The 12,519-nt window shown below is 43.5% G+C and carries 10 protein-coding genes; 4 read left to right on the forward strand and 6 right to left on the reverse strand.

Features of this window, described 5'->3' with window-relative positions; genetic code table 11:
• Positions 1-486 precede the first annotated feature (486 nt).
• Both FNW02_RS09815 and FNW02_RS09820 read left to right on the forward strand, forming a co-directional pair.
• Entirely contained in the window at positions 487-2,811 is a 2,325-nt protein-coding gene (locus FNW02_RS09815; RefSeq protein ID WP_191757447.1) for a CHASE2 domain-containing protein, read from the forward strand.
• Positions 2,812-2,838: 27 nt separating this feature from the next.
• Entirely contained in the window at positions 2,839-3,624 is a 786-nt protein-coding gene (locus FNW02_RS09820) for a DUF928 domain-containing protein (RefSeq protein WP_191757360.1), read from the forward strand.
• Positions 3,625-3,683: 59 nt separating this feature from the next.
• Here the strand turns inward: FNW02_RS09820 and hpsU are convergent, their stop codons facing one another.
• The 4 genes from hpsU to FNW02_RS09845 all read right to left on the reverse strand — a co-directional run bounded on the left by hpsU (position 3,684) and on the right by FNW02_RS09845 (position 7,218).
• Entirely contained in the window at positions 3,684-4,247 is a 564-nt protein-coding gene (hpsU, locus tag FNW02_RS09825) for a hormogonium polysaccharide biosynthesis acetyltransferase HpsU (RefSeq protein ID WP_191757361.1), read from the reverse strand.
• A 3-nt stretch (positions 4,248-4,250) separates the two neighbouring features.
• Entirely contained in the window at positions 4,251-5,207 is a 957-nt protein-coding gene (locus FNW02_RS09830; protein ID WP_191757362.1) for a glycosyltransferase family 2 protein, read from the reverse strand.
• A gap of 13 nt (positions 5,208-5,220) precedes the next feature.
• Positions 5,221-6,162: a glycosyltransferase family 2 protein gene (locus tag FNW02_RS09835; RefSeq protein WP_191757363.1), complete on the reverse strand. Its 942-nt coding sequence runs from the start codon at positions 6,160-6,162 to the stop codon at positions 5,221-5,223.
• 237 nt (positions 6,163-6,399) lie between these two features.
• On the reverse strand, positions 6,400-7,218 hold the full coding sequence (locus FNW02_RS09845; protein ID WP_191757365.1) for a hypothetical protein: 819 nt from the start codon (positions 7,216-7,218) through the stop codon (positions 6,400-6,402).
• Between the two features lie 355 nt (positions 7,219-7,573).
• Between FNW02_RS09845 and cobU the strand changes: the two genes are divergently transcribed.
• Both cobU and FNW02_RS09855 read left to right on the forward strand, forming a co-directional pair.
• Complete coding sequence (gene cobU, locus FNW02_RS09850; RefSeq protein ID WP_191757366.1) at positions 7,574-8,119, forward strand: bifunctional adenosylcobinamide kinase/adenosylcobinamide-phosphate guanylyltransferase; 546 nt, start codon at positions 7,574-7,576, stop codon at positions 8,117-8,119.
• Positions 8,120-8,201: 82 nt separating this feature from the next.
• Complete coding sequence (locus tag FNW02_RS09855; protein ID WP_191757367.1) at positions 8,202-8,633, forward strand: hypothetical protein; 432 nt, start codon at positions 8,202-8,204, stop codon at positions 8,631-8,633.
• 62 nt (positions 8,634-8,695) lie between these two features.
• Here the strand turns inward: FNW02_RS09855 and blaOXA are convergent, their stop codons facing one another.
• Both blaOXA and FNW02_RS09865 read right to left on the reverse strand, forming a co-directional pair.
• The gene (blaOXA, locus tag FNW02_RS09860) at positions 8,696-9,547 is read right to left on the reverse strand and encodes a class D beta-lactamase (RefSeq protein WP_263627727.1); all 852 of its coding nucleotides are present in this window, start codon (positions 9,545-9,547) and stop codon (positions 8,696-8,698) included.
• Between the two features lie 168 nt (positions 9,548-9,715).
• Complete coding sequence (locus FNW02_RS09865) at positions 9,716-12,460, reverse strand: cation-translocating P-type ATPase (RefSeq protein ID WP_191757368.1); 2,745 nt, start codon at positions 12,458-12,460, stop codon at positions 9,716-9,718.
• Positions 12,461-12,519 lie beyond the last annotated feature (59 nt).

Genomic DNA, 12,519 nt, shown 5'->3' on the forward strand with positions numbered 1-12,519 from the left:
GTAAAAATTCCAACTTGATTTTTTGAACTTCAAAAGAAGTTTGAGCAGTGGCTTCTAGCTATTGGTAATAATTTGTATTTCTTAATGAGCTACGCCCCACTTGATTCGCGGAGTATCTCGTAGAGAAGACAGTAATTATATTTATTAAGATTTCAAGCTTGGGGTAACAATTACGAAATCTTATTCTCCCTGGAAGCTCCTACTCCGACTTTTGTATGCAACACTGGCTGATCAAGTCAGAAAACCTTCTACAAAGAGGAAGCTGCCGCATGGGCAAAGAGAAGTCTACGCAAGCATCCAACCGAGGCTGGCTGTTAACCACACTGCAAAATAGAACTGATACTCTAAAGAAGAACATAAATATAGAGTAGTTATTTCCGTATCCTCACGGGTAAACAAGTTACGCGCAACGTCGCAACCACAGGAGAAGACAAGGGTAAAAGCATAATAAATTCGGTGATTTTGAATTGGAGCAAAGCGACGGTTATGGGTAAGTTAGTAGTTCTAAAATTTGGAGAGGGTAGTTTTGAGCAGGGGTTTGCTGTCACCCTTCAGATTGGTGAAGAATGCGATCGCCCCTCAACAGAAATTACGGGTAAGCTACCACCATCACCTGAAATGCCGCTTTACTATAGTCACTGGCAATCTAGCTATCGACATTTGGGCAACCGTTATCGTCTCCATGCTGATCAAGTGCAGGTGACAAATGTATCAATGATCCAAGACTGCGAAAACACTGCCCACATTTTGCGGGCACGTTTCAACACCTGGCTGCGGGCGGAGGAGTTTCGCCCCTTGCGAGAGAAATGGCTAGAAAGATTATTGCCCACAGAAGAAGTACGGGTGATTCTGCAAACAGAAAATAGTCAATTGCAGCTATTACCTTGGCATTTATGGGACTTGTTAGAACGCTATCCCAAGACTGAAATCGCCCTCGCTTCACCAACCTACGATCGCATTATCAAACCATGCACCCGAAACCAAGCGGTAAATATTTTGGCAATTGTCGGTAATAGCCAAGGAATTGATACTCAGGCTGACCAAGCTTTACTGCAACAATGTAGTAACGCCGATATTAGCTTTGTGGTAGAACCACAACGCAAGGAATTGACTGACCATCTCTGGGGGAAAAACTGGGATATTCTTTTCTTCGCTGGCCATAGTTCCAGTCAGGGGAATGGAGAAAGTGGGCGAATTTATTTAAATCAAACTGATAGCCTCACCATTGGTGAGTTGAAGTACGCTCTTAAAAAAGCGATTGAAAATGGGTTGCAACTGGCAATATTCAACTCCTGTGATGGGTTGGGATTGGCGCGAGAACTGGCTGATTTGCAAATTCCCCAGATGATCATTATGCGCGAACCCGTCCCAGACCGGGTTGCCCAGGAGTTTTTGAAGTATTTTTTAGCAGGCTTTGCAGGTGGTGAATCTTTATACCAGGCAGTACGGCAAGCACGAGAACGGTTGCAAGGACTTGAAGATAAATTTCCCTGTGCAACTTGGCTACCAGTAATTTGCCAAAATCCAGCCCAAAAGCCACCGACTTGGGAAGAACTAAGGTATGCAAACACCGAAGAAATACCGAATTTATCTGCATCTGTTCAACGCAGATTGAACGTACCTTTTTTCTACAGCTTAGCGATCGCAGCCTTGGTTTGTGGGGTGAGGTTTGTGGGACTGCTGCAAAGTGCAGAGCTAAATGCCTTTGATCAGATGATGCGATCGCGTCCTGATGAAGGAACTGATTCACGCTTGTTAATAGTGACAATTGATGATAATGACCTGGCGACTCAACGACAAAATGGTGAATCATTAAAAGGAGCTTCCCTTTCTGATAAGTCTCTCAACAAACTACTGACAAAACTTGAGCAGTATGAACCCAGAGCGATCGGTTTGGATATTTACCGTGATTTTCCGGCTGAGGAGCAAGATTTAACTACTCGTCTCCAGCAGACTGAGAATTTGATTGGCGTCTGCAAGGGAAGTGATAGAACAGCAAACACCAAAGGTATTGAACCGCCACCGGAAATTTCAGAACAGTATCGTGTAGGATTTAGCGACTTTGTTCTAGATAGCGATGGGATTTTACGTCGGCATCTGCTGTTCATGAACCAAGAAGCAGCATCGTTGTGTTCAGCTTCCTACGCACTCAGTATGCAACTGGTATTCCGCTATCTATCGCCTTTAGGAATTAAACCTCAGTTCACTCTGCAAGGAAATTTGCAGTTGGGCAATAATGTTTTTCCGACTCTAAAGTCTCGCGCTGGCGGCTATCAAGGCATCGATCCTAATGGTCAAATCTTACTCAACTACCGTTCCTCAAAGCAGATAGCTGAGCAAGTAACGCTGACGCAGTTTCTATATAATCCGGTCAACCCCAGCGCTGTCAAAGACCGGGTTGTTCTGATTGGTGTAGTGGCAAAAGGGGATTTTCGAGACACCTGGTCTACACCATACGGAGCTTTATTCGACAAACAAATGCCAGGAGTGCTGGTACAAGCGCAGATGGTTAGCCAGATCCTAAGTAATGTATTAGATAAACGTCCATTACTGCGGGTTTGGTCACTGTGGATTGAAGTAGTCTGGATTTGGGGTTGGTCTTTGGTCGGGGGAATACTTGCTTGGCAGTGGCGATCGCTTCCTCTATTAGCATTAGCTGTCGGTGTTACCTCTGGTGTGCTATATCTACTCTGCCTTGGTCTATTAATTTTGGGTGCTTGGGTGCCTTTTGTGCCATCAGCTTTATCATTGGTGGCGACAGTTGGCTTGATGTCAATTCATAATTCAAAAATAAAAAGTAAAAATATCTAAACTAATTGACTTAAGGAAAAGTTTTAGATGAAGTCAAATTCGCAATCGATAAAACTGTTTTTAATACTAGCTTTTAGCTGCACAAGTTTAGTGAGTAGCCTAACCTCAGTACTAGCAAAACCAACCCTACCAGCTTCAACTCACGCTCAAGTTGTACGCTTTAATCCCCCTTCGCCTCCACCCGGGCCACCTCCCGGAGGTCGTCCCACTGGAGGAGCTAGCCGTGGAGGCAGCTTAAGTGTGTGTCCATCTGTTAAAACTGAACTCACTGCCCTAGTCCCTTTTAGCGAGGAACCTGGCACAGTAAAGAATGTTTGGGGATTAACAACTGTGGAACGCCCAAGCTGGTTGTTCTATATGCCATATACTAAAGACTCTACCTATCCAGCTGAATTTGTACTGCAAGATCAAGAATCAAACCCTATCTATCAAAAAGCGATCGCCCTACCAGAGCGTCCAGGATTAATCCGAGTTTCCTTACCTGCCAATGCTCCCCCATTAGAAGTGGGCAAACAATATCGCTGGTTTTTAACCGTTTACTGTGACCAACAAAAAGAATCACCTCCGATTTACGTTGAAGGGGTGATACAACGAGTCAACCTGAAACAGGCAACCGTCCAGGAGCTAAACACAGCAGAACCTCTAAAACGCGTTGTTATCTATGCTGAAAATGGGATATGGTACGAGGCACTGACGACACTAGCAGAACTGCGTCAGAAAAATCCTCAAAATCCAGAACTTCAAGCAGAGTGGCGGAATTTGCTTGCTAGCATCCGTTTGGATAAATTAGCAGCTGAACCGATTTTTCCTTAAATACGGTAAACACATAGAGACGTTGCAATGCAACGTCTCCTACACAATACAACGTCTCGCTATTTTATCTGCCGCAAATACTGGGGACGGCAGGGGTTTCCCCAACTAACCTGTCCAGGAGGTATATGAGTGAAAACACTACTACGAGCGCCAATTACTGCATTAGCTCCAATTTGCACTCCTGGGCCGACAAAACAATCTGCCGCCACCCATGCGCCATTACCAATGGTGACACTCGCTGTTTTCAAACCAAAAGCAGAGTCTTGAAGATCATGGCTACCAGTACATAAGTAACTTTTCTGTGAAATTACGCAGTGTTCACCGATGAATATCTGATCGAGACTGTATAAAACTACATCATCTCCAATCCAACTATAGTCGCCAATGGTGACTTTCCAAGGATAGGTGAAGCGGGCTGTGGGTCGAATCAACACGCCTTTGCCAATACGAGCGCCAAACAAACGCAGTAAAGCACGACGCAAAATATTGAGCGGTTGAGGTGTGAGGGGAAAAGCGATCGCCTGCACAATCCACCACAACAAAATATACCAACCTGGACGCCCTCGATCAAACCAGGATTGGTCATATTTACGTAAATCTACAAAAGTATCGTCATTTATCATTTGTCAAGAGTCAATGGTCAATAGCTTTCCCTCTACTCCCTTGCTCCCTTGCTCCCCTGCTCCCTCCTTCAGAGTAGTTGTAGTATTTAGCTGACCACCACAGTTACGTAATTCGTAAAGTTTGACTCCAATTTGATATTCATATTGACTCAGTAAGCGTGCATATATATATCCGGCTTTGCCATCTAAAAAACCGCGCTGAATAATGTAGAACAAAACAAATCGTAAAATTGGTTTAAATGGCAGACGTACCCACACTTTTTTCAAAAAACGCTTGCGTTGTACCGCATCACCAAATAGATTTGCACCAATAGTGCCGCTGTCATCTTTACCTGTGAGAATATTGAAATAAACACGCGCTTCCCAGTTGGAATAGCGGTTGTGCCGTTCTAACCAGTGGTAAAGGTCGCGAAAATCTTCGTGGAGCATATCGTTTTTGAGATACCCGACTTTTCCCTGTAAAATCACATGTTCGTGAACTTCGTTATCACCAGTGTTGGGAATATCTTCGGTATTGAGGTTTTCGTAACGACCTTTTTGATGCTTAAACAAACGCAGATTCCAATCAGGATATTTACCACCGTGGCGAATCCATTTTCCTAAGAAAAAGACACGGCGATTCAGGTAGTAACCGTTATCTGCATTATTGTGAATTGCTTGGTCGATTTCTTCCCATAGTTCGGGGGTGATGCGCTCATCGCAATCTACAATTAATACCCATTCGTTGCGAAAAGGGAGATTATCTAAAGACCAATTTTTCTTTTTGGGCCAGTGTCCATTGAAGCTGAATTGCACGACATTTGCACCGTGACTTTTAGCAATTTCAACACTATTATCGGTACTTTGAGAATCTACTACAAATACTTCATCTGCTCTGGTAAGGCTAGCGAGGCAGGCTGGTAAGTTTGCTTCCTCATTTTTGGCTGGAATTAGTACTGAAACTGGTATTTTAGATGACATAAAATTTAAGTTTTTATTTGTTATTTTTTATTTGATTTTGAGATAAAAGACCTTGAATAGCGGCATTTAAGTAACCAATCTGACCATAAGCGTACACAAGTTTATCAAATCGTTCTGCTGGGTCGGAGAAATATTGCACTGCTTTATATAAACCACGTAAAAACCGTTCGCTACCCCGCTGCAACTGAGCAACACCAGCTTTACCGGAGAGTTGTTCTCGATAACATTCACTGATACCTTGCCACCAGCCTCGGTTTAAAAACCAGGAACGTTGGAGACGCTCTGGAGCAACATTGTGAGCAACTAAAGCTTCGGGCAGATAAGCGACTTGCCAACTACGCTGTAGAGCTAATTCGGTCATTTGCAGTTCTTCATTAGATAAGAGGTTTTTCCCGACTCGACCAAGCTGAGGATCAAAACCTCCGATTTCTTCAAGAAAGCTACGGCGGATAGAGTAATTCAAGCCTCTAGGTGTTAAACCTGGTTGCTCGATGTAAATGATGTTGTCACCTAAGTCGTATGCTCCCAGATTTCCAGCTAGTCCTGGAGATATCCAGCGTGGTTGTTGGATACCTGGGGGCCATAGTAGAGTGACTTTGCCACCTGCGATCGCTAACTGAGAATTATCTTTGTAAGCAAAATATAAAACTTGCAGCCAGCCAGGGCTAGCTACAGCATCGTCATCTAAATAAGCAAGAATATCACCACGAGCAACTCTTGCGCCGGTGTTCCGAGCAACAGATAAACCGATGGTAGGTTCAAAGATGTACTTCAGACGGGGATCGCTGGCTCTTTGTTCTACAACTTCGCGAGTGCGATCGCCAGACCCATTATCCACGACTACAACCTCAAAGTCAGCAGTAAAATCCTGCGTCAAAAGGCTATCAATCGCAGCACCTAAATAGGTATCTCGGTTATGAGTGCAGATAATGGCAGAAATTTGAGGGTCTGGCATTTTGTTAGTTATCACTTATCAGTTATCAGTTATCAGTGTCCAGAGATAACTGTTCACTATTTACACTTGCTGCCTGTTAATCTAAACCAAAAATTCCCAACCCACCAACCGAGTTTCTTCGGATATAATTTTTAAAACTTCATAGAAAGCGGCGGGAAACCTCATCCGCCGCATGGGAGATGAGGCATAATTCTTCCCCACGCCGCATCTCCCGTTGTCCACAAGGGACATGGTTTTTTATGTTTGTTGAATGTGACTGTGTAAAACCACAAGCGTTTGGGCTAATTGACTCAAACGGGTTTCCAGATATTGCTTGCGCCCCAATAGTTGACGTAATTTTTGGTAACGGGCGATCGCCATGCTAACAGTCGCAACTTGATCCGATGGACATGGACGTGACCAGACTTTACCAGAATTATCCACGCCACAGAGGCGATAGCCAGTACTGGATGATTGATAAGATACTTTCTTATCGGTCGCGCAAATTTCTTCTACGTAGTCCATGAGGCGGTCAACTTCCGCATGGCGCAGTGTTGCAGTTCCTCCCTGTTCTGCTTCTTGAAGATTAGATTCTAACCAGCCATTGACAATTGGGCCTTCTAAATAAATATCTTGAATTTGCTGTAATATTTTTTGCAGTTCATTTTGCCAACCAGCGACAATTTCCTGAATTTCTTGTAGTAGATTCATCGCCAAGGTCGGATTGGCTCCGTGGCGATGACTACTTAAGCTAGGAGTTTTAAACTTAGGTAGGGTCGGTGTTTTGTCACCACTCTCTTGTGCTTGAAAAGTCTGCACAGAGTCATGTTGGGGAAATAAATTTTGTTCGGCTGAGTAGTCTCCAGCGGGATCTACATCAAGGTCTACTGTTTGCCCTTGTGCTTTTACGTCCTCTTCAGATGGCGTCTGTGTACTTTCCGTAGGTTCATTTGCGCCGACGCTAATCCTAAAGGAGAAAGGCCGTTTTGTCGAATCACCTGTTTGAGCCGCGGAGGCAGTGCCGCGAGTCCCTATATCGTGTAGAGTTGCCTCAATGCGTTTTAAGCCTGCTTTCATAAAAGATAACCTTAAATTTGCTGTCCCCAATAGTGTTAATTAAGCTCATCCCACCCCTAAAAGGGAATGGATTTCACGTTGACAGTTGACTGTTAACAGTCAACTGTCAACGGTCTAAAAAGGCGTTTTTCATCACCTACCGAGAAGGAATGGGTTTTACCGACGCCTTTTTATAATTATGAATGGGGTTGTTGGGATTTTGGCTTTTGCCATTTGTGGCATCAAAGATGCTGTGCTGGTGCTAATTTTATCTCTTAAAAGTTATTTGTTAGCAAAAATTTCACCTGTAAAGTAAAAAACTGTGGTGATAAATTAGTACCAGAGTTATCTTTTCTAAGATACTAAGGAAACAACTTTGGGTAAAGTCATCTTAGTCACAGGGCCAGCGCGATCTGGTAAAAGTGAATGGGCGGAGACTCTGGCGATGCAGTCGGGGAAAGTAGTTGTTTATATAGCAACAGCTAATGACAATCCAGATGACCAAGAGTGGCACAAACGCATTCAAAAACACCAAAATCGTCGTCCTCAAGACTGGGTGACGCTCTGTGTACCTATAGAACTGTCTGCTACCCTGGCTGATGCGAAGCCGAATACTTGCCTCTTGGTCGATTCTTTGGGAACTTGGGTAGCTAATTTCTTAGAACAAGACGACCTAAGCTGGGAAAATGTTCTTACAGAGTTGTTGGAGACGGTGCAGCTGGTTGCTGCTGATATGCTATTTGTTGCAGAAGAAACAGGTTGGGGTGTAGTGCCAGCTTACCCTCTTGGTCGGACATTTCGCGATCGCCTAGGTTCTCTAGTGCGCCAGTTAGGTTTGCTCAGTGAAGCAGTTTATTTAGTCACTGGCGGTCATGTTCTCAATCTCAGCGTTCTAGGTTCGCCATTGCCAAATATAGAATAACCACAAGAAGTGATAAGTCAAGATTCTTAACTCTTAATTCAAATTAATCCAAAATCCAAAATCTAAAATCTAAAATTGTAATATGGCAACCAAACAAGAAGTTAGAGGATATCTTGCCTACTGGTTTCAGTTAGGTAAGAGAGTTATCACGGGTAATGGTCAGGCAAGCTTTTTGCCTCAACCAGTACTAGAAGGCGATCGCTATAGTCAAGAATTTGAAGAGTGCTGGCAAAAAATTCTCTCACCAGAATCAGGTGATTGTTATTTGGAAGGTACGCAAGAAACTATTGCTGAACTATTAACACCAGAATGGGATATGTTACCTTGCAGCCGTTGCGCTATGCCAGTAGCCGCACGAAATATCGGGATGCCAGCTTTGTTATGTCCCTGCAATAATTTACCTAATTGGCCTAATACAGAACTGCCAGCACCGCGTAGCCCAATTAATAGCCAAGAACAACTGGTGCTAATTCGTAAACGGCTTCTGGATAATCTTCCCTCAGCAAATAACTGAAGTCACGAACAAAACCAAAAAAGCTCACTTGGCGATGTTCCTCTTTAGGGCATCAGCCTATCTTATAGCAAGCCCAAATCCTTTAAGCTTCTTCGTGTAATCTCGATTCTAGCGAGTGCATCCTCTGGCTTATACATGTCAATGGTTGTTGCAAAGAAATAAACGTTTTTATTCTGCTCTAAATAGCCTACGAACCAGCCAACTTCTGGGTTAGTGCTATCTAACCATCCCGTTTTTGCTCTTAGTATGTAGTCTGGAGTTTGTTCACGCACCATAATATCTTTGACAAGATTCATTGTCCGTTGCGAGAAGGGTAAATTGCCTCTATACAACCTTTGCAAAAACTCTATTTGCTCTTTGGGTGTAATTTTTAATGGCCCTTGCAACCAGAAACGATCAATGTCTGCGGCAGTACCAATTTGACGGTTGCCATAATTAACTTTATTAATCAATTGCTGCATCCGCTCATGTCCAGCTTTGCGTGCTAGTACTTGATAGAACCAGACAGTTGAATCCTTGAAGGCTTGACGCAAATTCGTATCATGATTCCACGCATCAATATTCCGGTGAATTCCATCCCAAGTCAGGACAGCCACATCATCAGGAATGATACCAGTTTCAAGAGCCACCATCGCGTTGAAAATTTTGAATGTTGAACCTGGAATAATTGCAGTTGCGTTACGTTGAGGATTATGTTCGTAGGTTCGGTTTTTATTTAAGTCGTAAATAAAGATCGAACCCTCAAGCCCAAATTGTTTGAAGTGTCGCCCTAGATTTGGTGCTTGAGCAATCACTGTTGAAGTTACAGAAGATTGAGCCAGAACATACATTTCCCCAAAGTTAATTATGGTTAGCAAAGTAAGGCATCCAATGACTGTGAAAACAACAAATTTTAATCGCCAGATGCGAAACAAGATTTTTTCTCCTTACAGATTAAAAGACACTTAAACGTAAAAGGGATTGGAAATTGGGGATCGAGGATTGGCGACTCCGACGCTCGTACTTGGTTAACGCCGTGACGAGTCGATTTACCTAATTTTCTCATCCTAACGTCCCCATAACCTGTAAAACTTCTAAAACTATTAATTTAGTGGATCAAAACGATTCACAATCGTCGCCCATATAATCATCGGTGAACCTACCGCTAAACAAAATAACCATTGCTGCAAACTCAATGGTGCTGTTGAAAAAACCTCATTAATCAACGGCACATGAGCAAAAATGATTTGTAAAATAATTGCCCCAATAATCCCAAAACCAATTGCAGGAATATTAACATTCTCTTTAATTGTTCCATTCATCTTAGCAATGAGATTTGGGATTAATTGACTAATACTCAATAAAAAGAATATCCGTCCAGCAATTAGAGCATTAATCGCCATTGTTCGAGCTAAATCCACATTACCAGTTATTTGGCGGATGTATTCAAATACTCCGAATATGACAATCCAGTTAAACAGAGAAATTGCTAAAATTCGCTTGATGCGACTGCCCGATAGCAATGGTTCATTAGGACGACGCGGCTGTTGTTGCATAATATTTTGCGCCTTCGGTTCAAATGCTAAAGGTACTGTCATTGTGATGGAATTTAGCATATTCAACCAGAGAATTTGTAGGGATAAAATTGGCAAATCTCTAGCAAATAATGTGCTAATAAGAATCGTCATTGATTCCCCACCGTTGACAGGCAAGATAAAACAAATAGCTTTTAGGAGGTTTTTGTAAACCGCGCGTCCTTCCTCTACAGCAGCTTCAATGGAGGCAAAGTTATCATCGGTAAGTAGCATATCAGATGCTTCTTTGGCTACTTCTGTACCAGCACCACCCATCGCAATACCAATATCTGCTTGTTTCAATGCTGGTGCATCGTTTACACCATCCCCCGTCATGGCGACTACTTCGCCTTTTGATTGTAAAGCTTCGACTAAACGCAGCTTTTGTTCTGGTGCGACACGGGCAAAGACTACTCCCTCTTCAGCGACTTGGGCGAGTTCTGTTTTATCCATTTGCGTGAGTTCTGCGCCTGTAAAAGCTAGAACTGAGCCATTTTTGTTGATTCCCAAGCGGCGAGCGATCGCCTGTGCTGTAACCGCATGATCTCCAGTAATCATCTTTACCTGGATTCCCGCCGATTGACAGGCTTGTACTGCCCTAATTGCACTTTCACGCGGCGGATCAATCATCCCCTGCAACCCTAAGAAAATTAACCCGGTGGCAATATCTGGATGATCTACCGTATTTTTTTGCTCGCTGACGGGCTTTTTCGCCAAAGCTAATACTCGCAAGCCCTGCCGTGCCATGATATTTACTTCCCGCTCAATAGTGGTTTGCCTTAAAGTTTCTACACAATCTAGAGGGCGAAGTTGTCCATCATTATTTAGCATCAGGTTGCAGCGTTGGAGAATTGCCTCTACTGAACCCTTGACATAAATAGTCTTTCCTTTGGGAGTGGCGTGCAAAGTCGCCATGTATTGGAACTCAGATTCAAACGGTATTCCATCCAGCTTGGGCATTTGTTTTGCTAAATTATCCTGGCTAAAACCCGCTTTGTTAGCTGATGCAATTAAGGCTCCCTCTGTGGGATCTCCCATGACTACCCACTTATCATCCTTCTTTTCTAGATGGGAGTCATTGCACAGCAATCCTGCTAACAGGCATTCTTGCAAACCCTTTTCACTGTCTAAGTTCACTGGTTTGTCATCAATGAGGATTTCTCCCATTGGTACGTAACCTAAACCGCTGACTGTATATTGATGTCCTCCAGCGTAGATTGCTTGCACTGTCATTTGGTTTTCTGTCAAAGTCCCAGTTTTATCGGAACAGATGACGGTAGCGCTACCCAAGGTTTCCACTGCTGGCAATTTGCGAATAATGGCATGACGCCGTGCCATCCGCGAAACACCTATGGCTAGTGTGACTGTAACTACGGCTGGTAAACCTTCTGGTATAGCACTTACTATTAAAGCGATCGCAGCTTCTAAGGCTTCTTGAAAACCCCGAAAGCTTAATCCCACCACAAAGCAGAGGCTAGCTAGCCCTAGCACCATGTACAGCCAGTTTTGACTGAATTTATCGAATTTTCGGGTTAAGGGCGTGGAAATGTCTATATGCTGCTGCATTAACTGGGAAATTCGCCCTGTCTCGGTGGCGTTTCCTGTAGCAACTACAATACCAGTCCCTTGCCCAAAAGTAACGAAGCCTCCGGCATAAGCCATGTTTTTACGCTCTGCTAAAGCTGCGTGCAGATTTAAAACACGGGTGTCTTTTTCTACGGCTACCGACTCACCTGTGAGAGCAGATTCATCAATTTGCAAGTTCCGCACTTGGATTAAGCGTAAATCTGCTGGTACTTTGTCGCCAGAAGTCAGCAACACAATATCACCAGGAACTAATTCTCGTGAGGGAATGCGTAATTTTTGACCATCGCGGATGACAGTAGCTTCTGTGGTAATGGCTTTAGCTAGGGCTGCGATCGCACTTTCGGCTTTCGATTCCTGAATAAATCCAATAATGGCGTTTGTGGTAGTGACGCCCCAAATCACCCCCGCATTCACCAAACTGCCAGTTATTGCTTTCACAAAACCCGCACACAGCAAAATAATTAGCAATGGCTGGTTAAATTGCAGCAGAAATTTCCACCACCAGGGTTTGCCTTTTTTGGCAGTAAGTTCGTTGGCTCCTAAATCAGCTAATAGCTGTTTTGCCGTCGCGCTACTCAAACCTGTCTCGGCATCACTTTGCAAGCGGGCGATCGCTTGGGAAATATCCAAATTATGCCAGATAAGCTGTTTATCTTCTGGCGCAATGGTAGACACTGCCTGAGCCATATTTTTAATCCTTTTAAAAGTGTTAAATCTAATATGACACGATTTATTAGTGTTAAAAA

It is taken from the genome of Komarekiella delphini-convector SJRDD-AB1 (assembly GCF_014831675.1).
In the GTDB taxonomy this organism is placed as follows: domain Bacteria; phylum Cyanobacteriota; class Cyanobacteriia; order Cyanobacteriales; family Nostocaceae; genus Komarekiella.

Excerpts from the sequence above, each read along its gene's own strand:
- FNW02_RS09815 (WP_191757447.1), top strand. The coding sequence starts at position 487 with ATGGGTAAGTTAGTAGTTCTAAAATTTGGAGAGGGTAGTTTTGAGCAG.
- FNW02_RS09845 (WP_191757365.1), bottom strand. The coding sequence starts at position 7,218 with ATGAAAGCAGGCTTAAAACGCATTGAGGCAACTCTACACGATATAGGG.
- FNW02_RS09830 (WP_191757362.1), bottom strand. The coding sequence starts at position 5,207 with ATGTCATCTAAAATACCAGTTTCAGTACTAATTCCAGCCAAAAATGAG.
- FNW02_RS09855 (WP_191757367.1), top strand. The coding sequence starts at position 8,202 with ATGGCAACCAAACAAGAAGTTAGAGGATATCTTGCCTACTGGTTTCAG.
- FNW02_RS09865 (WP_191757368.1), bottom strand. The coding sequence starts at position 12,460 with ATGGCTCAGGCAGTGTCTACCATTGCGCCAGAAGATAAACAGCTTATC.
- FNW02_RS09835 (WP_191757363.1), bottom strand. The coding sequence starts at position 6,162 with ATGCCAGACCCTCAAATTTCTGCCATTATCTGCACTCATAACCGAGAT.
- hpsU (WP_191757361.1), bottom strand. The coding sequence starts at position 4,247 with ATGATAAATGACGATACTTTTGTAGATTTACGTAAATATGACCAATCC.
- FNW02_RS09820 (WP_191757360.1), top strand. The coding sequence starts at position 2,839 with ATGAAGTCAAATTCGCAATCGATAAAACTGTTTTTAATACTAGCTTTT.